Source organism: Sorangium sp. So ce281 (assembly GCF_051527395.1).
In the GTDB taxonomy this organism is placed as follows: Bacteria; Myxococcota_A; Polyangia; order Polyangiales; family Polyangiaceae; genus Sorangium; species Sorangium cellulosum_B.
In genome coordinates, this window is the sequence record NZ_CP150322.1 from 8,333,819 (window position 1) to 8,353,866 (window position 20,048).

The following is a 20,048-nucleotide window of genomic DNA, read 5'->3' on the forward strand; positions in this document are numbered from 1 at the left end:
GGGGCGCGGAGCCGCTGGCGGCACCCCGCATGCGCCGGGCCCGCGCGCCGAGCGTCATAACCGAGATCCCGGAGGCCGGTCTACGGGGGCCGCACCGAAGGCGCCCGCGATCCGCCCAGCCCGGATCGCCCGATCCGGGGGGGCATGCCGGCTCGGCGTCAGGCGGCTTGCTGCGGTGTCGTGCGGGTGGGCTCGCCGCGCGCGTCGAGCGTGAGCTTGCTCGACAGCCACGCTCGCACGCGCTCGAGGTGGAGCGCCTCGTGCTGCTCGGCCACGCGGAACTCGGCGGCCATCTCGTCCTGGCCGCAGGCGATCGCCAGGTCGATGAGCATCCGCCAGCTGTCGTTGTCCGTGAGCTCGGCGACGAGCAATGCTTGCAGGCTCTGCCCGAGGTTGATCCTCGGCTCGACGGCGACCGCGAGGACGCCGGACGACGCCAGGCCGATGACGTCGGCGCCGGGCGTCATCGCGGTCGGATCGGCCCCGAGCCGCTCGATCGCGCGCTTCAGCAGCGCGAAGTGCCGGAGCTCGTCGTCGCGGATCGCCTCGAGGTCGGCGCGCGTCGGGCCGCCCTCGAAGCTCCCCTCCGCGTCGTGCTTGGCGATCATCGCCTCGTAGAGGCGCGTGCCCGAGCGCTCGAACTGGAGGCGCTCGCCGAGCTTGTCGATGAGCAGCGCGGGGGGCCTGCCGTGGATGAGCTCTCCGGCTGCCTTGACGACCCCCTTGAGGCTCGCCGGCGGCGGCACGCTCCCGACCGTGCCCGACTCCCTCGCGTACTCGCTCCTCACCGCCGCGGCATCGGCCTCGCTCCCGGGGGAGCTCGGCGGGATCACCTGCGCAAACTCGATGAGCTCCTTGCTGTCGATGGGAGAGGTCGCGATGCCCGTGGTGTTGGTCCCCATCTTGATCTGTTTCATGGCGTCGCCTCCTTCTGTCCGTCGATCTTCTCGGCGCGCCGCGAGAGCTCTGTGCCCGGCGTGAACCGGTAGCCCGCGGCCACGATCTCGGAGGGGGAGCCGGCGGAGTTCATCTGCTGCCGGTAGGCGATCGTCGCGGCGCTCTCCGGGACGACCCGCGGATCGACGATGTCCTCGCCGACGGCGCGGAGCTGCACCTCCGTGGACAGCACGTCGCGCACGAACTGGCGGTGGCTCTTGTGGGAGACCGGGTCCGGGAGCGAGGCGGGGAGGATCTCGGCCGCGTCGCGCCGCTCGATCCGGTTGAGGTGGTCGATGGCCACGTGGAGCTGCCCGAGCTCGTAGTCGAGGAACCGCTCCCAGATCCGCTTCACGCGGGCGTTCTGCTCCTGCTGGAGGCAGCTCCAGTAGTTGTAGACCTCGGTGGCCTCATGGAGGACCCACTTCTCCAGCCAGGTCTCCTCGGGGTCGATGATCGCCTCGTACTGCGTGACGTGCTGCTCCTCGATCGAGGCGATCTCGGCGTAGAGAAGCCGCGCCACCGGGTCCGTGAAGAACGGCCCGACATTGACGTAGTAGTTGTGCGTCTGCTGCTCGGCCGCCATGATGGTGAGCGCGTTGAGCTTCGTGATCCCGCTCGCGGTCCGCCGGTCGTACGGCGCGCGCACGTCGTCCTCGGGTGCGCGGTGCTCCACCGCGGTCGGGCGCCCCACCGTCACGTCGGTGTACGATTGCAGGATGTTGTTCGCGTCCTTGCCTTCCAGGCGGTCCAGGAGCGCCGCGTAGCGATACAGGTGATCGTAGTCCTCGAGCATGCCGAAGCGGTAGACCTGCGCGAGGTACGGGTCCGGCTCGGCGAGCGCCGCGTGCGCGGTGATCTCGATCGCGACCTGCTCGTATCCGATGGTGGTCTCCAGCGCCGATTGATCCGGCGGGTTGAGCCAGTTCACCACCGTGGCCTGGTGGTGATCGACGCGGCGCACCTGGGCGAGCACGCGCCGCAGATCCCGGTTCATGCGCGCAAAGCTGTGCAGGAACCGCACGCTCTCGAGCTCGATGCCGTTCATCAGGATGACGCGCACCCGGGTGAACGCGTCGTCGTCTAGCTTGCTGAACGGCACCTGGACGAGATCACGCCAGTTGAACGACTGGCGGTCGAGCGGCGTCCCCCGCTCTCTCAGGAGATCAAGAGCCATGTTGCCCCTCCTCGCGCGTCGTGCTCGTGCGCCGATGAACGACCGCTGCGGCGGTACCTGAAGCCGCCTTCACCACGGCGCAAGCGTGGGCATATCCCGAGAGGTCGGGGCCGCGCGCCGGCCTTTTCCACATGAAACCGCCAGACGCATGTGCGCGCCCGTGTCCGAGCCGTGCTAGAGCAGCGGTCACGTTGATCAAGCGAGAAATAAACCGCCAAGACATCAAGACGCCAAGATGAGATTCTCTTCTTGGCGCTCTTGGCGCTCTTGGCGTCTTGGCGTCTTGGCGGTTCGAAATTTCGTGTTTTTCAGGCAATTTCAACCCGTTTGTCGCTTCTAGAGCGCCGCTCGTCCTGAAGAGAGAGCAGAGCGCCGGCCCCGCGGCGGCGCGCTGGCGGGCCGGTCGAGGAGGAGGTGTCGTGATCTCCAGCAGCGTCCCAGAGCTCCGTCTCCGCACCCGCAACGCGATGCCTGTCCGCGAGGGCGGCGACTACGTCCTTTACTGGATGATCGCGAGTCGCCGGACACGGTACAATTTCGGTCTGGAGCGCGCGATCGCCTGGTCGATGGCGCTCGATCGACCGCTCGTCGTGCTGGAGGCGCTGCGGTGCGGCTACCGCTGGGCGAGCGACAGGATCCATCGCTTCGTGATCGACGGCATGGCCGACAACGCGCGCCGCCTCGCGGCCGCCGGCGTCGCGCATCACCCCTACGTCGAGCCCGCCGAGGGGGCCGGCAAGGGCCTGCTCGGCGCGCTCGCGGCGCGGGCGTGCGTGGTGGTCACGGACGACTACCCCTGCTTTTTCCTCCCGCGCATGGTCGCCTCGGCGGCGCGGCAGGCGCCGGTCCGCCTCGAGCAGGTCGACGCGAACGGCCTCTTGCCGATGCGCGCGGCCGATCGGGTGTTCACGACCGCGCGCTCGTTCCGCATCTTCTGGCAGCGGGTGATCGGCGAGCACCTCGGCGCGCAACCGGCGGCCGATCCGCTGAAGCGGGCGAAGCTCCGGCCTGCGGCTCCCCTCCCCCGCGCGATCGCGCGCAGGTGGCCGGCGGCCTCGCCGGCGCTGCTCGGGGGCGATCCTGCGGCGCTCTCCGCGATCCCCATCGATCACGCCGTCCCGCCGGCGCCCTGCCGGGGCGGCCCGGAGGCGGCTGGCAAGGCGCTCGCGCGCTTCGTCTCGGAGCGGCTGCCGCGCTACCTGGAAGAGCGCGATCACCCCGACGCCGGCGCGACGAGCGGCCTGTCGCCGTACCTGCACTTCGGCCACCTCGCGGCGCACGAGGTCTTCGCGGCCGTCGCGCGGCGCGAGGCCTTCCGCGTCGAGCAGCTCGGCCGCCCCGGTGACGGCGTGAAGCGGCCGAGCGGCAGCCGCGAGGGGTTCTGGGGGATGAGCGCCTCGGCCGAGGCGTTCCTCGAGCAGCTCGTCACCTGGCGAGAGCTCGGGTTCAACGCCTTCGCGCTCGGGGCGAGCGAGGGAGACGGGCCGCGCCCCTCGTGGAAGCGCGATCCGACCGAGTACGAGTCTCTGCCGGACTGGGCGCTCGCGACGCTCGAGAAGCACGCGCGCGACAGGCGCCCGCGCGTCTACCCGATCGAGGCGCTCGCGGCGGGGGCGACCTACGACCGGATCTGGAACGCGTCGCAGGTCGAGCTCCTCCGCGAGGGGCGAATGCACAATTACCTCCGGATGCTCTGGGGCAAGAAGATCCTGGAGTGGTCGCGGACGCCGCGCGAGGCGCTCGAGATCATGATCGAGCTCAACGATCGGTATGCGCTCGACGGCCGCGACCCGAACTCGACCTCGGGCATCTTCTGGGTGCTCGGCCGCTACGATCGGGCCTGGGGTCCAGAGCGGGAGATCTTCGGCACGATACGTTACATGTCGTCCGAGAACACGGCCCGGAAGCTGCACCTCAAGGAGTACCTGGCGCGCTATACGCCGTAGCGCGCGCGGCCACCGGCGGCGCGCCGGGGGAGCTCGCCCTCGAGGTTCCGGGGAGCGCGGGGGGCTCACCCGCGGGAGCAACCCGGCGGGGCAGCCAGCGATGCAGGGCGACCCACCGCCGGCGGCGCCCGTGTGAACGGCGGCGCCGGCGGCCGGGGCGCACGCGGGGTTCGACGCGGCCGCCGGGGTGAGCTATCGAGCGGCCGTGGATCTCCTCCGTGAATTTTTCAGCAGGCTGAGGGAGCTCGAGTCGCTGCTCCAGTGGGGCGGCTACCCCGTCCTGATGATCATCATCTTTGCCGAGACGGGGCTGCTCATCGGGTTCTTCCTGCCCGGGGACTCGCTGCTCGTCACCGCCGGGGTGCTGGTCAACGCGGGGCTCATCAACCCGCTCGGCTTACCGAACTTCCAGAACCTGCTCCTGATGAACGTCACGCTGATGGCGATGGCGATCCTCGGCGACGCGGTGGGCTTCTCGATCGGGCGGCGCGCCGGCCCGAAGATCTTCACGCGCGAGCAGTCGCTCCTGTTCCGGAAGGATCACCTGATCGCGACGCAGAAGTTCTACGAGAAGCACGGCGGCAAGACGATCATCCTCGCGCGCTTCATGCCGTTCGCCCGGACGTTCGCGCCGGTCGTGGCGGGCGTGGGGCAGATGCAGTACCGGCGCTTCGCGATGTTCAACGTGGTGGGCGGCGTGCTCTGGGTCTTCTCGATGACCTTCCTCGGCTACTTCCTTGGCAAGGTCTTCGACGCCAAGCAGATCGAGCGGGTCGTCTACCTGATCATCTTCGTCTCCGTGGCGCCGGTGCTCTTCGGGGCGATCAAGCACAGGCTCCAGCAGAAGAAGGACGCCGCGCGGATCGAGGCCGAGCCCTAGGCGCTCTCCGGCGGACGTCGCGAGCGGATCGCGTCGAGTCCGTCATCGCGCAAGCCCTCCCGGGTCGGGCGCTCGCGAGCGGCCATCGAGGCCGCCCGCCTCTTGTACTCCGCACCACCTCGCCGCTACGCTCTCCTCCCACCATGGCGCAGCAGCCCGCCATCCCCTCCGCCTGGTGCTCCTCCTGACGGCGCCGAGCAGCGCAGCTCGGTCGCCCTCGCGCCCGCGATCCTGCCGGGCGGCGGCGCGCTGCTGCGCAGCCGCTTCTGAGGCCCCGGACCGGCGCGGCGGGCGGGCCAATCGCTCTAATCATCAATAATTACGCTCACTTGAAAGCATCTCAAGAAAAGATCGCCCGGCGTGTCGATCCCGCGCCCCGCCGTTCGTCGTGACGATGAAGCCACGGTTCGCCCCGGGCAAGAGACCCTCCGGAGCCCAGCTCCACCAAGGAAGCAAGGAGACACGACCATGCGATTCATGATCCTGATCAAGGCCACCAAGGACAGCGAAGCGGGCGTCATGCCGAGCGAGCAGCTCCTCACCGAGATGGGGAAGTTCAACGAAGAGCTCGTCAAGGCCGGCGTGATGGTCGCGGGCGAGGGGCTCCACCCGAGCACGAAGGGTGCGCGCATCCGGTTCTCGGGCGACAAGAGGACCGTCGTCGACGGGCCCTTCACCGAGACGAAGGAGCTGATCGCGGGCTTCTGGATCTGGGACGTGAAGTCGAAGGAAGAGGCCATCGAGTGGGTGAAGCGCTGTCCCAACCCGATGTACGAGGACTCCGAGATCGAGATTCGCCAGGTGTTCACGGCGGACGACTTCGGCCCTGCGCTCACGCCCGAGCTCAGGGAGCAGGAGGAGCGCCTGCGCGCGCAGGCGGCGCAGAAGAAGTAGCCCCGCGCACCTCGGGGGCTTGCGCCGGCGGCGGGGGGCTTGCGCCGACGGCGGAAGGTGTTCTGATCGGGCGCCGTGACGGCCCCCGAGGTGCATCGCGCCATCCACGCGGTCTTCCGCATCGAGTCGGCCAGGCTCATCGCCGGTCTCGCGCGGATGGTGCGCGATGTCGGCCTCGCCGAGGAGCTCGCGCAGGACGCGCTCGTCGCCGCGCTCGAGCGGTGGCCGGAGTCGGGCGTCCCGGACAGGCCGGGCGCTTGGCTCATGGCCACCGCGAAGCGCCGCGCGATCGACGAGCTCCGCCGGAGCAAGCGGCTCGAGCGCAAGCACGAGGAGCTCGGCCACGAGATCGAGGCCCAGCACGCGCTGGCCGCGCCGGATCTGGACGCCGCGCTCGACGATGACGTCGGCGACGACCTCCTGCGCCTCGTGTTCACGGCCTGCCATCCGGTCCTCTCGACCGAGGCGCAGGTCGCGCTCACGCTCCGCCTGCTCGGAGGCCTGACGACCGAGGAGATCGCGCGCGCGTTCCTCGTCCCGGAGCCGACCGTCGCCCAGCGGATCGTCCGCGCCAAGCGGACCCTCGCCGAGGCGCGCGTCCCCTTCGAGGTCCCCCGCGGCGCCGAGCTCGCGCCCCGCCTCTCGTCGGTGCTGCAGGTCATCTACCTGGTCTTCAACGAGGGCTACTCGGCGACGGCCGGCGGCGACTGGATGCGGCCTGCCCTCTGCGAGGACGCGCTCCGCCTCGGCCGCATCCTGGCCGAGCTCGCGCCGCAGGAGCCGGAGGTCCACGGCCTCGTCGCGCTGATGGAGATCCAGGCCTCGCGCTCCAGGGCGCGGGTCGGACCGTCGGGAGAGCCCATCCTGCTCCTGGATCAGAACCGCGCGCGCTGGGATCACCTGCTGATCCGCCGCGGCCTCGCGGCGCTCGAGCGCGCCGAGGCGCTCGGCGGCGCGCGCGGTCCCTACGCGCTCCAGGCCGCGATCGCCGCCTGCCACGCGCGCGCGCGCGCCGCGGAGGAGACGGACTGGGCGCGCATCGCGGCGCTCTACGCGGCGCTCGCCCAGGTCACGCCGTCGCCCGTCGTCGAGCTGAACCGCGCCGTCGCGCTCTCGATGGCGTTCGGCCCGGCGGCGGGCCTCGCCGTCGTCGACGCGCTGACCTCGGAGCGCTCCCTCGAGAGCTACCACCTCTTGCCGAGCGTGCGCGGCGACCTCCTCGCGAAGCTCGGCCGCCTCGACGAGGCGCGCGCGGAGCTCGAGCGCGCGGCGTCGCTCACGCGCAACGCGCGCGAGCGCGACCTGCTCCTCGCGCGCGCCGCCGCGTGCGCGGGCGGCTCGGCGCCGACGTCGCGGTGATGGCGGCGGGGCCGGCGCCGCGGTGACAGGCTGGCTCCGCGCCGAGGAGCGCTCCCCGGAGCGCACGGCCCTCGGCCGCCGCCCTTACCGAGCGGCCGACAGCCGCCGGCTCACCCTCGATCCACGGCCGCCGCGAACACCGCCCCGCTCGCCGCCGTCGCCGCGCTGACGAGCCATCGCTCCAGCGCTGCAGGCTCGTCGCACGCGAGCACCCGCGCCTGCACCGCCTCCGGCACCGCGAGCCCCCGCGCCGAGATCACCGCGAGGATCGCGCGCGCCTGGGTGCGCGCCTGGGTGCGCGCCTCGACCCACTCGTCCGTGAACCGCGCCGCGTCGCGCTCCTCGAACAGCGCCGCGACCGGCACGGCGCCGAGGCCGTGCTTGCCCAGCTCCGGCAGGAGGGGCACCTCCGCGCCCGGACGGTAGGTGATCGACGCCGTCCCAGGCCGCACGACCTCGAGCTCCCGCCGCTCCGCGTGCGCGATCCACACCCACGGCCACTCGTGCTCCAGGTAGAGCTTCACCTTCTCCTCGAGGTAGCGCCTCGACTGCGTGCCCCGGATCTCCACGGCCAGCACCGGCGTGCCGCGGTAGGCGTCGTTCCGCGGCGACGAGAGATCGCCCACCACCACCACGTCCGGCGCCCGGAGCGACGGCCCTGCCGGGTCGCTGAGATCGCAGTACACGTCGGTCATCACCGTGAAGCCCTCGCGCGCGTGCGTGCGGAAGAGGGCGGCGAGGAGCGCCATCACGATGCCATGGATATCCTTGCTCCCCATCTGCTCGATCAGCTCCCCGCGGTGCAGCTCCCACGGGCTGCCGTCGTAACAATCGTCGGGCGTGCCCAGACGGCGGCCGGTCGGGCCGAAATCGCGCAGCTCGATCGGCCCCGTGTTCCGGGGCGGACGGGTCGGCAGGCCGTTCGTGCGTGCAGTCATGCCCACGATCCTAGCACGTCGCCGCGCCCCCCTCGCCGGGCGCGCCTCGCGGCAGCCACAGACGTGCTCTTCCGGCGGCCCGCGAAGGGCCGCCTCGCGCCCGAGGTCCTCAGCCCGAGAGCCGCTGATCCGCCACGTCGAGCGCCGCGTCGAGCGCCGCGATCCCCTCGTCGATCTCCGCCTCGCTGATGATGAGCGGCGGCGCCACGAGCAGGTGGCTCACCCACCCCATGAGGGACACCCCGCGCTTCGCCGCCTCGGCGACCACCGCGTCGACCACCAGGGGCCGCCGAGCCGCCTTGTCCTGCGGCACGTTGAACGGCTCCTTGGTCGCGCGGTCCTTCACGAGCTCCACCGCCCAGAACAGGCCGATCCCGCGCACGTCGCCGATCGAGGGGTGCTTCTCCTTGAGGGCGCGGAGCTTCGCGCCCACCACGTCTCCCATCTTCGTCGCGCGGTCGAGGAGGTCCAGCCGGCGATACTCGTCGATCGCGGCGATCACCGGGGCCAGCGTGAGGGGGTGGGCCTCGTAGGTGTGGCCGTGCGCGAACATGTTGTCGTCGAAGTAGTCCGCGATCGCGCGGGAGGTCGCGACGACCCCGAGCGGCGCGGCCGCGTTCGTCACGCCCTTCGCCGTCGTCAGGATATCCGGCACCACGCCCCAGTGATCGACCGCAAACCACTTTCCGGTCCTGCCCCAGCCGCTCATCACCTCGTCCGCGATGAGGAGCACGCCGCGCTTCCGCGCGACCTCGGCGATCTTCGGCAGGTAGTCGGCCGGCGGGATGAGGACGCCGTTCGTGCCCACGACCGGCTCGACGATCACCGCCGCGACGTTCTCCTCGTGGTCGATCATGTAAGCCAGGTAGTCGGCGCACGCGACGCCGCACTCGGGGTGGCTCCGGCCGAGCGGGCAGCGGTAGCAGTTCACCTCCGGGCCGAACACCACGCCCGGGATCTTGCCGGCCGGCTCGATGAACCAGCGGCGAAAGTCGCCGGTCGCCGCGACCGAGCCCGCGGTGGACCCATGGTACGACGTGTAGCGCGCGATGATCTTGTGCTTGCCGGTGTAGAGCCGGGCCATCTTGAACGCCGCCTCGTTCGCCTCCGTGCCCGACGTCGCGAAGAAGAACTTGTCGAGCCCCTTCGGCATCACCTCCAGGAGCTTCTGCGCCACCCTGGCCCGCACCTCGCACGTGTGCGCCGGGCTGATGTAGGCGAGCTGCCTCGCCTGCGCGCAGATGGCCTCGATCACGGCCTCGTTCTGGTGGCCGAGGTTCGAGCAGATGAGCTGCGAGGACAGGTCCAGGTAGCGCTTGCCGGACGCGTCCCAGAACGCGCAGCCCTCCGCGCGGGTGACATGGATCGGCTTCCAGCCGCGCTGGGCGCGCCAGGTGCCGTACGTGTGCTTCGTGGTCAGCTCGACGATGTCATCGCTCATGGCAACCTTCGCGGTTCGAGGAGGCGCTCAGCGTAGAGGGTGATCAGACCTCTTCGCACGCGAATTCCCCGGCGCCGCTCGCCCGCTTCCGCGCGCCGCGCCCGCGATTCCGTGCAGCGCGCCCGCGACTCCGCGCCGCGCTTCGCCGTCGCCGCCGCGATGCTCGGACGGAACGAGCGCGCTCGCGGCGCCGCGCGCGATCCCGTCACCAAGGACGGTCGTGATCCGTCCATGAGCGGGCGAGCTCGTCACCGCGCCGGTCGGTTGACATATTAGAGCTCACTAATATGATGTGGCGCGAGGTGACGTGAGGTGACGAACGCGCGCTCCCCGGACGAAACGTTCCGCGCGATCGCAGACCCCACGCGGCGCGCGATCCTCGACGCGCTGGCCGGCGGGGAGCGCTCGGTCACCGAGCTATGCGCGATGTTCGACGTGACCCAGTCGGCGATCTCGCAGCACCTCAGGGTGCTGCGGGACGCCGGGCTCGTCGCGCCCCGCCGGGAGGGGCGCTCGCGGCTCTACCACGTGGAGGCCGCGCCGCTGCGCGCGGTCTACGACTGGGCCGCTCATTACGAGCGCTTCTGGGCGAAGAAGCTCGACGCGCTGCTCGATCGCGAGGCGGACATCGCGCGCAGGGGAGGCAGATCATGAGACGCGACCTGCGCGTCACCCGCGATCTCCAGCTGGCTGCGCCGGAGCTCCGGATCCGCCCGCCCCTCGCCGTCTCCCAGGGTCGGGCGGATGATCACCGGCACGTCCGAGCCCCGCATCGCTCCAGACGAGCGTCACATCAGGCTCGGCCACGGCCGTGGTCATCGGCGGCAGGGACGACGGCGGCAGACCCCCGCAGCCGCCTGCTGCTGCCGTCGAGAAGGACACCACGAGGGCGCGTGCGCGCTTCATTCCTCTCTCCTCCTTATTGATGGAACGGGCGTGTCGTCGATCTCGAGATTGCCGATCATGGCGGCGAGGACACGCCCCGTGGTCTCAAGTTCTGTGGCCGGAACGCCTCGCGTCGCGCGGCGCTCCACCTCGACCACCACGTCCTGTACCCAGTCGTACTCCGTGTTCTGAGGCGTGCAGCGCACGCGGAAGGCGCGCGCGTCGCTCTCGTCCGGGGTCCTCTCGACGAGCCCCTTCTTTTCGAGGCGGCCGACGAGGGGCGAGAGCGACGCGGCTGTGATCTGCAGCCGCTCGGCGAGCTCGCGCTGGGTGAGCCCCACGCGCTCTCCGAGCAGCGCGCCGATCAGGCGGAACTCCGCGAGCGTGACCCCCCGCTCGGCGAGGCGCTCCTGGATCAGCTGCAAGGCGGTGCGATCCACGCGAGCGATCCGCGCGAGCAGCAGCGTGGTGAAGACGGTCAGCGTGTCGGGCACCCCAATAGTTAGTAAGACTAACTAATATTATCAAGTGGGATCGCAGGGCCGGCGAGAGCCCCTTCGCTGGGCCGAAGCGTACGGCGAGGGGGCGGCGCCCGGGCCCCTGGGGCGGTGAGAGAGGCGCCGCTGCGCGAGTTGCGCGAGCGCTCGCGCAACTCGCGCGAGGGCGCGCACAACGGGCATCTCGAGGGCCGCCATCGCCGGCCATTTCGCCTGCCCGCGGCGCTGGCGCGGGACCTGCTCTGGGGGAGGGAGACGACGGACCGCGCGCGGCACGCCGCCGCCGCGGTTCCGCGGCCTCAAGGGGCCCGAAGGAGGTCTGCGCACATGACTGGACAACTCACCACGATCGGTATTTCGACCACGAACCAGGGGACGATGGCAGGACGCGCGACGAGGAGCGACGCGCGCGCGTTTCTGGCGCAGGTCGAGGCGGACGAGCGCCTCGCGGAGAAGATGGCCGAGGCCGATGGGGATATGACGCGCATCCTCACGATCGCCGCCGAGGCCGGCTGCCCGTGCACCGCGCAGGAGCTCGCGAGGGCGTACGAGGAGCACGTGCGCGCGCAGCCCGGCGCGTCGGCCTATGACTTCGGGTATCCGGTGGTCGATCTCAGCCTCCGCGCGCCTTCGGACCTGAGCCACGCGATGGTGTACCTGAGCCTTCGCGCTCCTTCGAGCCCCGGCGCCCAGCTGTCTTCCTGAACGACGCCCGCGCGCCCCTGATTGCGGAACGCCGGCGCCCGTCCCGACGCTCGCTCGTATGCAAACCGCGGCTCTACGCTCTCCGGAGAACTGGCCATGATCCGATCCCCCGGTCCGAAAGCGCACCCTCTGCACGGCTCCTGGCCGGAGTTCCGCGCAGATCCCCTCGCCTTCCTGCTCGACGGCACCCTGGCGTACGGCGATTTCTTCCGGTTCCGGCTGGGGCTCAAGCAGTGCTTTGCCGTCTCGGATCCGGCCGCGATCCAGAGGGTGTTCTCGGATCGGGAGGGCTTCACGGACAAGACGCTGCCGCACCGGATGCAGGACGCCTATCCGCGGAGCGTCGCCCGCCTCGAGGGGGGTGAGCACCTGGAACGCCGGAGGGCGCTCGCACCGGCGTTCCATCGCGAGGCGCTCCTCGCGCGCGCCGAGGGCGCCGCGCGCGTGGTGCGCGAGGCGCTCGCGCGGCTGCGCACGGGCGAGGCGCGCGCGGTGCTGCCGGTGCTGCCGGTGCTCGAGGACGTCGCCCTGCGGAGCGCGTCGATGCTGCTGCTCGGGGAGTCGGGAGAGCAGGTCGTGGAGCGCATCGCGACCGAGCTGCCCCGGGTGGAAGCGTGGCTCGGGCACGCCGCAGACGACGAGATAGCCTATGGCCAGGCGAGGGATGCGCTCGCGGCGTCCATCCTGGCGGCGGCAGAGCACCGCAGGGCGGCCGGGAACCGCGGGACAACCGATCTGCTGGATCCGCTCGTGCGCGCGGTGGACGCCGGCCAGATCGACGAACAAGCCCTGATCGACGAGGTCGTGATGATGCTGGTGACGCACGTGCCGACGGCCGCGGCGTCGGCATGGGCGCTCTACGAGCTCGCGCAGCGCCCGGAGGTGCGAAGGCGCCTCGAGGAGGAGCTCGACGCGATCGGCGCGCAGGGGATGGGCGGGCAGGGAGCGGAGGTGGAGCGCGCCTCGCTCCTGTCGGCGGTGGTGCAGGAGACCTTGCGGCTGCACCCGCCCGTATGGGTGCTGGCGCGCGAGGCGCGGAGCGAGTTCCGCCATGGGCCACACGCGGTGAACGCGGGAGACGAGGTCCTCGTGAGCCCGTATGTCATGCAGCGGCTCCCGCGGTACTGGGAGCGCCCGGAGGCGTTCCTCCCGGAGCGATTCGAGCCGGGCTCGCCATGGCACGAGGAGCGCCCGTCTTCGGCGTTCCTTCCCTTCGGGCTCGGGATGCGCAAGTGCATCGGCGAGCGGACCGCCGTGCTGCAGATGAAGCTCATGCTTGCGGCGCTGGTGCGGGAGTTCCGGTTCGAGCTGCCCGCAGGGTACGAGGCGGGCGCAGGCGGCCGGCGGGCGCTCGTGCCGCGGGATGGGCTGCCGCTCGTCGTGGAGCGCCGCCGGAGGGCGGATCGGCGTCCCCGCGAGCACGAGCTGACGGGATGAAGGCCAGAGCGCGCGGCCGGCCAGCCGCGCGTAAGGAGACCCGGTGAGCAACGCTCAGGAGAAGCCCATGGGGCACCGCCCTGCCGGCTGCGGCGCGACGGGCCGGAGCGCCGGCTCCGCCGGGCTGCCCTGGACCGCAGCCGGGCGGCCTTCCGCCCTCGCTCGCTCGCGCTCCCCTTCCAGGATCATCGCCACATCCCCGCTCGGCCCCATGGTGAGCCCGCGGCGCACGTGGTGAATGGGCGCCTGGCTCTCGAGCCGGAGCCGATATCTCCCGAGGATCGTGCCGAGGACGACCTTCATCTCGTAGATCGCGAACGCCGCGCCCAGGCACCGGCGGGCGCCGCCGCCAAAGGCGATGAACTCGAAGGGTGTGAATTTCCGATCGAGGAACCGCGAAGGGCGGAATCGCTCAGGCGACGGGTAGAGATCCTCGCGGCCGTGCAGGAGCAGCGGCGAGGCGGCGATCGCCTCGCCGGCCGGGATGGTGTAACCCTTGAGCTGGAACGGCCTCTTCACGACGCGGGCCACGTCCACCACCGGCGGGTGGAGGCGGAGCGCCTCCAGGCACACCGCCTCCAGGTACGGCAGCGACGCGAGCGCGTCCGCCTCGGGCGCGGGGCCGAGCGCGTCGAGCTCGTCGCGGAGGCGCGCGAGCACGGCCGGCTCGCGGTGCAGCCAGTACATCGCCCACCCGAGCGACATGGCCGTCGTCTCGTGGCCAGCGAACAGGAGCGCCCGGAGCTGGTCCGCGATCTCGACGTCGCTCATGCCCGCGCCGTCGTCGTGGCGGGCGCTCATCATCAGGCCCAGGATGTCCTGCGACGCGTCCCCCTCCGCGCGCCTTGCCCGGATCTCTTCGAAGAGCAGCGCGTCGAGCGCCCTGGCGGCGCGCTTGTGGCGCGCATAGGGGCCGAAGCCGGCGAAGTCGCGGCGGAGCGCAGGGAGGATCATGAAGCTCGGGCTCAGCGACTCGATGAGCCCGAGCACGGCCTCGCGGGTCCTGCCGACGCGCGCCTCGCCCCTCACGCCGAAGACCACGCGGACGATCACGTCGAGCGCGATCGCCTGGGTCGCCGCGAGCATCGAGAACGACCGGCCCGGCCGCCACCGCAACGCCACGTCCAGGCTGATGTCCGCGATCACGCCGCCATAACCCCGCATCGCGCCGGCGCTGAACGGCGGGGCGAGCAGCCGCCGATCGCGCCGGTGCCGCGCGCCCGCCGTCACCACCACCGACGAGGTCCCGAAGACCGGCTCCGTCAGCTGGACACCCCAGACATCGAACTCGTCGGGGTCGGCCGTGTAGACCGCGCGGATCGCCTCCGGATCGCCCGTGATGGTCAGTATCCCGTTCGGCGACCTCAGGCGAAACGTGGGGCCGTACTCGGCGGCGTAGCGCCTGAAGACGGGCTCGGAGGAAATGAATCCTGCGCGAATGGTATCCACAAGGCTGAGCGACTTCGGCCCGGGCGGCAGATTTCCCATCGAGCTGCTCCGTGAGTGAACGAGGGTTGTCGGGATGCCCCCGGCCGGAGAAGACCAGGGCGCCGGGGACATTCCGACACGCGGACCGGCGTTCGGTTCCCTCGGTTCCGTCGGTTCCCTCGGTTCCGTCGGTTCCGTCGATTCCGTCGATTCCGAGAGATCGCCGGCCCGCGCTCAGGTCGCGGCCTCGGCGCCAGGCGGACGGACAGCGACCGCGCGGGACAGGAGCAGCGCGCCGGTGAAGAGGTAACCCGAGCAGGAACGGAAGACATCGTAGGAGCGGCCCAGCAGCGGAGCGCTCCGAAGAATGTCCCCGATACGCCACATCTCCTCGTGGCGCGTGATCTCGAAGCTCTCGCCGCCGTCGATCATGCAGAAATCGTAGGTCAGGATCACCCGCACGGGATACGCGCGGCGCGGGAACAACCTCAGGTACAAGGTGCTGTCGACCAGGGCGCGGCCCGCGTCACGCCGCTCGGAGAGCTGGACGTTCAGCTGAGAGACGTCGAGGTCGAAACGGCCGCCGACGCGAGATCCCGAGAGGCCGACCTGGTACGTCTCGATCCCGCGCACGCGCCGCCATGGATTGACGAACTCGATGCCACGGGCAAGGTAGGGATAGACCTCCTTCTCCAGCGTCGCGTTCGGAACCTTCGTGTCGTACATGACAAGCGAGAGGCGTCGGAAGCGCGCCTCCAGGTCGGCGAGCCCGAGGCGCGGCATCGTGGGGATCGTGAACGGGAGGCAGTTCACTTTTGTCGCCATGTCGTGACTCTCCATCCGGATACGCCCCCCGCCCGGTGTGAAGCGCCGGTCCGGGCGCGGAGCGATGAAGGCCGAGACGCAATGGATGGGCCGAAGCGGAGCGTGCTGGAGGTGCGTGCTCTGCGGCGCGTCGCTCCGCGCGCCGCGTGTGCGCCGCCGCGCAAGGCGCTCGAAAGGCGCTGTTCTCCGCGCGGTTCAGGGAGACAATCGGCGCGCCCGCCGTGGATTGCCCTGGTCCCTGGGGCGCCCGCGGTTATCTTCCCGCGCCGTTCGGCACGAAGCGCGCGGCGCTTCGCCCTCTCTGCCGGCGGCGAGTCACGAGGAGAAGAAGTGTCACGGGTTGTGGAGCGCGCAGCGAAGACCGCCGGCAGTCTCACGGAGCGGCGCAGAGCGGCGGCGCGGCGGGGCGCCGCGTTCATGGCGCTCACCCTCGCCTCGGCCGGATGCGCCGCGCAGGGAGCGCCGGCGCCCGCCGCGCGCGGGGGCGCGGACCCCGGCGCGAGCGCGGGAGCGCCGGCGCCCGCGCGCGGGGGCGCAGACCCCTTCGCGAGCGCGGCGGCCGAGCCGCTCTTCCGTGAGGCGGAGTCGCTCGCGGGGCGCTACCGCGTGATCGGCGTGCAGCTCTTCGTGCTCGACCAGGCCGCGGAGGCGGGCGCGGCGGGCGCGGCGCGGCGGGCGGCGCTCGAAGCCGAGGCCGCGCGGCTGCGGGCGGGCGTCGCGGCGGCCTACGCCGCGCTGGTCGACGCGCCGGCGCTGCGCGCAGCGGAGCAGCGGCCCCGAGCGCTCCTCGCGCTCGCGCGGGCGCTCCAGGACGGCGGGGACGCGGGCGGCGCCGAGGCGCGGCTGCGCCAGCTCACGCTCGAGCACCCGGCGTCCGGCGAGGCGGCCGAGGCCTACCTCGCGCTGGCCGACCTGGCGTTCGCCGCGGGGCGCCTCGACGAGGCGGTGAGCGCCTGCGACGGCGCGCTCCGCGGCGCCGCGGGGGCGCCGCTCCGCAAGCGCGCGCTCTACGTGAAGTCGTGGGGCCTGCGGGGCCTCGGCGGCCGGAGCGCCACCGGGGGGGCCATGAGGGCGCTGCGCGCCATCGTGCAGCTCGGCCCCGCGCGCGCCGGCTCGCTGGAGGCGATGATCGACGAGGCCGCGGAGCGAGAGCTCGTCGAGCTCTACGCGGCGCACGGCGACCTCGCCCAGGCCCGCGCCTTCTTCGCGGGCGCGGGCGAGCGCGCGGGCCCGCGGCTGCTCGGCGAGGTGGAGGCCCGCGCCGCGCGGCGCGGGCGCCCGGAGCCGCCCGAGCGACCGGCCCTGTGAGGAGCGCCGCCGCCGCCCGGGAGCCTCACCCTTCGCCCGCGTCGATCCGGAACCGCGGCGCCTCGATGCGCTCCCCCCGGCACGCCGGGCAGCGGCTCGGCTTCGCGAGCGACCGCCGCTCGTCGAACGCGTAGCCGCAGCGCAGGCAGCGCGCCGGCGCGACCGAGAGCCGCTCGCCGCGCGCGCGCAACGAGCGCGCGAGGTGCTCGAGGTGCGGCGCCACCTCGCGCTCCCGCATCCCGAGGCGGGTGGAGAGCTCCCACGCGGTCGCCGCTCCCCTGCGGAGCTCCTCCAGGAGCGCCTGCCGCACCGTCTCCGACCGGGGCGCTGGGCTCGGCGGTGGCTTCGGGTCGCTCATCGCGCTCCGTGAGCGTGACACCGCGGCGGCGCCGGTCCAGCACGCGAGCGCGCTCGCGCGCTGGACTCGCGCCGCGCTCCAGCACCGCGCGGCCAGGACAGGCGCACAGGTGCTGCCTCTCACGGCGGCGGGGCAGCGCAGCGCGGCACAGACCGCGCGGCCATTGCGCTGCCCACAGCGCGCACGGACAATGCCGCTCCGGAGAACAGCAGCGCATGATCCCGTGCCCGTCCGACGACGCCCTGGCCGCCTGGCTCGCGGGCAATTTCCCGCACGACGACGCGGCGAGCATCCGCGGGCACGTGGCCGGCTGCGACGGCTGCCGCGCGCGGCTCTCGACGCGCCCGAGCGAGAGCGACCTCGGGGCGCCGCTCTTCCTCCACGCGACGCACCAGCGCTTCGGCGAGAGCGAGCGGCCGCCGTCGCCCCCGCTCTCGTGGGCGCCGCCCTCGGCCTTCGACGACTACCGCGTGGTGCGGCCGCTCGGCCGCGGGGGCATGGGGCAGGTGTACCTCGCCCACGACGAGGTCCTCGACCGGCCCGTCGCGCTCAAGTTCGTCGCGGCGGACAGCCCCGATCCCAGGACCATCGAGCGGCTGCGCGTCGAGGCCCGCGCGATCGCGCGCCTCCAGCACCCCAACGTCGTCGCCGTCTACCGGATCGGCGAGGTGCGCGGGCGGCCGTACATCGCCTACGAGTTCGTCGAGGGCGAGCCGCTCGAGCTGCTCCCGAAGCCGCTCCCGTGGCCCGCCGCGCTGCGCCTCGCGCTCGGCCTCGCGCGCGGGCTCGCCGCGGCGCACCGGCGGGGCGTCCTCCACCGCGACATCAAGCCGGCGAACGTGATGCTCGACGCGAGCGGCGAGGTGAAGCTGCTCGACTTCGGCCTCGCCAAGCTCGCCGACCGGCCCGGCGCCCCCGCCGTCGACGCGGGCCATCGCGCCGCGCCGAATTCCGCCGTCGCGCCCGCGCCGTGGGCGCTCGCGGACATGTCCGCCCTGACGACCGCGATCCCGGTGGCGCTCGACGCGATCGGCACGCTCGAGACCGCGAGCCTGACCGACGGCGGCACGATGATGGGCACGCCGCTCTACCTCGCGCCCGAGCTCTGGGCGGGCACCGCCGGCACGCCCCGCTCCGACGTCTACGCGCTCGGGCTGGTCTTCTACGAGCTGTGCGCGGGCCGGCTGCCTCACGCGGGGCTCGATGTGCACGCGATCGCCAGCTGGGTGACGGCGCGGGCGCTCCCGCCGCTGCGCTCGCTCTGCCCCGACATCCCGGAGATGCTCGCGGCCGTCATCGATCGCTGCGTCCTGCGCGAGCCGGAGGCGCGCTTCGCGTCGGCCGAGGAGGTGCAGGCCGCGCTCGAGGAGACCGAGGCGCTCTGCCGGGCGTTCCAGATCGTCCGCTCCGCGTCGTCCCCCGCGAGCGCGCAGGACGCGGGCGCGGACGTCGTGCGCGCCTCGTTCGAGCGCCTCGCCCCGCGCGCCGAGGCGCTCGTGACGCGCTTCTACGAGCGGCTCTTCGCCCGCGAGCCGGCGCTCCGGGCGCTGTTCCCGCCGGACATGCGCGAGCAGCGGCGCAAGCTCGCCGCGGCGCTGCAGCTCGTGGTCGACAACCTGCGCGCGCCGGACAAGCTGGTCGAGATGCTCGAGGCGCTCGGTCGCCGCCACGCGGCGTACGCCGCGTTGCCCGAGCATCTCGACGCCATGGGCCGCGCGCTGCTCGAGGCGCTCGGGGAGCTCGAAGGGGACGCGTGGTCGCCCGCCGCCGCGCGGGCCTGGGCGGGCGCGTACGCGCAGGTCGCCGAGGCGATGCGGCGCGGGCTCGAGGCCGCGCGGGAGGGGGTGGTCTCCTCCACGCGGGCGCCCGCGCGCCTGCCCGCCGCGGAGACCCGCTTGGCCACGAGCGCCGACGCGAGCCTGGCTTACAGGACCGCGGGCGCCGGGCCGATCGATCTGGTGCTGGTCCAGGGGTGGGTGACGCACGTGGAGGCCGCGTGGGAGGGCGCGCACATCTCCCGGTTCTTCGCCGAGCTCGGCGCGTGGGCGCGGCTCATCGTGCTCGACCAGCGCGGCACCGGGATGAGCGAGCGGGAGGGCGCGGGCGCTCCGGCCGAGCAGCAGGCGGAGGACCTGCTGGCGGTGCTGGACGCGGCCGGCGTGGCGCGCGCCGCGCTCCTCGGCGTCGGCGCCGGCTTCGCGCCGTGCGCGCTGCTCGCGGCGGCGCACCCGGCGCGGGCGCGCGCCCTGATTGCGCTCGGGAGCGCGGCGCAGATGTCTGCCTGGCCGGGGTGCCTCTTCGGGCTCGCCGGCGAGGACGCCGAGGAGGCCGAGCGCGTGCTGCGGAGCGGCTGGGGCGAGCCGCTCTTCCTCGATCGCCTGGCCCCGTCCGCGGCGGATGACGGCGCGTTCCGGCGCTTCTGGGCCGCGTACCTGCGCCACGGCGCGAGCCCTGGCGGGGCGGCGCGCATGCTCCGGGCACACGCGGCGGCCGACGTCCGGTCCGCGCTGGGCCGGGTGAGCGCCCCGACGCTCGTGCTGCACCGGGCCGGCGATCGGGCCGTCCCGGCGGCGGCCGGGCGCGACCTCGCCGGCCGCATCCGCGGCGCGCGCCACGTCGAGCTGCCGGGCGACGATCACCTCCCCTTCATCGGCGAGTCAGGTCCGCTGCTCGCCGAGCTGCGGGCCTTCCTTGGCGCGGATGCCGGGGGGACCCCCGTCTCGAGCCTCGTGCCCTCCGCGGCGCTCGGCGCCGCCTCCGGCGGCTGACGCGCTCGGCGCGGGGCCAAGCACGCGGTGCGTCGTCGCCCGGCTCGCGCCGCGGAGCTCTCGTGGACACTCCTGCGCTCGCACGACGAGCCGCGCGGGCCGTCAGACGCGCGCCCGCCTCTCGGACGCTCGCGCTCGCAGCGCTTCCTCAACCGATGTTTGCCCGCGCTACGATGAGCTGATGAGCCCGAGTTCAGCGTGCGGACGTCCGCGTCTCCGGCTTCGCCCGATACGACTTGAGAGTTCTCCTTATCTCGATGTCTCTC

Annotated in this window: 17 protein-coding genes; 9 read left to right on the forward strand and 8 right to left on the reverse strand. The window is 72.6% G+C overall.

Features of this window, described 5'->3' with window-relative positions; translation table 11 throughout:
• Positions 1 to 158: 158 nt before the first annotated feature.
• Both WMF27_RS31655 and WMF27_RS31660 read right to left on the reverse strand, forming a co-directional pair.
• On the reverse strand, positions 159 to 917 hold the full coding sequence (locus tag WMF27_RS31655; RefSeq protein WP_437765141.1) for a ferritin-like domain-containing protein: 759 nt from the start codon (positions 915 to 917) through the stop codon (positions 159 to 161).
• Positions 914 to 2,113, reverse strand: a complete 1,200-nt coding sequence (locus WMF27_RS31660; protein WP_437765140.1) for a hypothetical protein — start codon at positions 2,111 to 2,113, stop codon at positions 914 to 916. Before WMF27_RS31660 ends, WMF27_RS31655 begins: the two co-directional genes overlap by 4 nt.
• Positions 2,114 to 2,532: 419 nt before the next feature.
• Between WMF27_RS31660 and WMF27_RS31665 the strand changes: the two genes are divergently transcribed.
• The 4 genes from WMF27_RS31665 to WMF27_RS31680 all read left to right on the forward strand — a co-directional run bounded on the left by WMF27_RS31665 (position 2,533) and on the right by WMF27_RS31680 (position 7,192).
• Positions 2,533 to 4,059 carry a deoxyribodipyrimidine photolyase gene (locus tag WMF27_RS31665; RefSeq protein WP_437765139.1) on the forward strand — a complete coding sequence of 509 codons (1,527 nt, stop codon included), beginning with the start codon at positions 2,533 to 2,535 and terminating at the stop codon, positions 4,057 to 4,059.
• 187 nt (positions 4,060 to 4,246) lie between these two features.
• Positions 4,247 to 4,939 (forward strand): VTT domain-containing protein, encoded by a 693-nt coding sequence (locus WMF27_RS31670; RefSeq protein ID WP_437765138.1) that lies wholly within the window; start codon positions 4,247 to 4,249, stop codon positions 4,937 to 4,939.
• 468 nt (positions 4,940 to 5,407) lie between these two features.
• Positions 5,408 to 5,833 carry a YciI family protein gene (locus WMF27_RS31675; RefSeq protein WP_437765137.1) on the forward strand — a complete coding sequence of 142 codons (426 nt, stop codon included), beginning with the start codon at positions 5,408 to 5,410 and terminating at the stop codon, positions 5,831 to 5,833.
• Between the two features lie 75 nt (positions 5,834 to 5,908).
• On the forward strand, positions 5,909 to 7,192 hold the full coding sequence (locus WMF27_RS31680) for an RNA polymerase sigma factor (RefSeq protein ID WP_437765136.1): 1,284 nt from the start codon (positions 5,909 to 5,911) through the stop codon (positions 7,190 to 7,192).
• Positions 7,193 to 7,302: 110 nt separating this feature from the next.
• On the opposite strand, the gene WMF27_RS31685 is transcribed toward WMF27_RS31680, so the two are convergent.
• On the reverse strand, positions 7,303 to 8,130 hold the full coding sequence (locus WMF27_RS31685; protein ID WP_437765135.1) for a Uma2 family endonuclease: 828 nt from the start codon (positions 8,128 to 8,130) through the stop codon (positions 7,303 to 7,305).
• A 109-nt stretch (positions 8,131 to 8,239) separates the two neighbouring features.
• Positions 8,240 to 9,571 carry an aminotransferase family protein gene (locus tag WMF27_RS31690; RefSeq protein ID WP_012239035.1) on the reverse strand — a complete coding sequence of 444 codons (1,332 nt, stop codon included), beginning with the start codon at positions 9,569 to 9,571 and terminating at the stop codon, positions 8,240 to 8,242.
• Between the two features lie 312 nt (positions 9,572 to 9,883).
• Between WMF27_RS31690 and WMF27_RS31695 the strand changes: the two genes are divergently transcribed.
• Positions 9,884 to 10,225 carry an ArsR/SmtB family transcription factor gene (locus tag WMF27_RS31695; protein WP_437765134.1) on the forward strand — a complete coding sequence of 114 codons (342 nt, stop codon included), beginning with the start codon at positions 9,884 to 9,886 and terminating at the stop codon, positions 10,223 to 10,225.
• Positions 10,226 to 10,473: 248 nt separating this feature from the next.
• Here the strand turns inward: WMF27_RS31695 and WMF27_RS31700 are convergent, their stop codons facing one another.
• Positions 10,474 to 10,950: a MarR family winged helix-turn-helix transcriptional regulator gene (locus WMF27_RS31700; protein WP_437765133.1), complete on the reverse strand. Its 477-nt coding sequence runs from the start codon at positions 10,948 to 10,950 to the stop codon at positions 10,474 to 10,476.
• A 330-nt stretch (positions 10,951 to 11,280) separates the two neighbouring features.
• On the opposite strand from WMF27_RS31700, the gene WMF27_RS31705 reads away from it, so the two are divergent.
• Together WMF27_RS31705 and WMF27_RS31710 are read left to right on the forward strand one after the other, a co-directional pair.
• Positions 11,281 to 11,658: a Nif11 family protein gene (locus WMF27_RS31705; protein WP_437765132.1), complete on the forward strand. Its 378-nt coding sequence runs from the start codon at positions 11,281 to 11,283 to the stop codon at positions 11,656 to 11,658.
• A gap of 96 nt (positions 11,659 to 11,754) precedes the next feature.
• Positions 11,755 to 13,095: a cytochrome P450 gene (locus WMF27_RS31710; RefSeq protein ID WP_437765131.1), complete on the forward strand. Its 1,341-nt coding sequence runs from the start codon at positions 11,755 to 11,757 to the stop codon at positions 13,093 to 13,095.
• Positions 13,096 to 13,149: 54 nt separating this feature from the next.
• Here WMF27_RS31710 and WMF27_RS31715 read toward each other — a convergent pair whose 3' ends face one another.
• Both WMF27_RS31715 and WMF27_RS31720 read right to left on the reverse strand, forming a co-directional pair.
• Positions 13,150 to 14,583, reverse strand: coding sequence for a cytochrome P450 (locus tag WMF27_RS31715; protein ID WP_437765130.1), 1,434 nt, complete (start codon positions 14,581 to 14,583; stop codon positions 13,150 to 13,152).
• Positions 14,584 to 14,757: 174 nt separating this feature from the next.
• The gene (locus WMF27_RS31720) at positions 14,758 to 15,348 is read right to left on the reverse strand and encodes a hypothetical protein (protein WP_437765129.1); all 591 of its coding nucleotides are present in this window, start codon (positions 15,346 to 15,348) and stop codon (positions 14,758 to 14,760) included.
• Positions 15,349 to 15,678: 330 nt separating this feature from the next.
• Between WMF27_RS31720 and WMF27_RS31725 the strand changes: the two genes are divergently transcribed.
• Positions 15,679 to 16,656: a hypothetical protein gene (locus tag WMF27_RS31725; protein ID WP_437765128.1), complete on the forward strand. Its 978-nt coding sequence runs from the start codon at positions 15,679 to 15,681 to the stop codon at positions 16,654 to 16,656.
• A gap of 25 nt (positions 16,657 to 16,681) precedes the next feature.
• Here the strand turns inward: WMF27_RS31725 and WMF27_RS31730 are convergent, their stop codons facing one another.
• Complete coding sequence (locus WMF27_RS31730; protein ID WP_437765127.1) at positions 16,682 to 17,014, reverse strand: transcriptional regulator; 333 nt, start codon at positions 17,012 to 17,014, stop codon at positions 16,682 to 16,684.
• Between the two features lie 215 nt (positions 17,015 to 17,229).
• Between WMF27_RS31730 and WMF27_RS31735 the strand changes: the two genes are divergently transcribed.
• Positions 17,230 to 19,782 (forward strand): alpha/beta fold hydrolase, encoded by a 2,553-nt coding sequence (locus tag WMF27_RS31735; RefSeq protein ID WP_437765126.1) that lies wholly within the window; start codon positions 17,230 to 17,232, stop codon positions 19,780 to 19,782.
• Positions 19,783 to 20,048 lie beyond the last annotated feature (266 nt).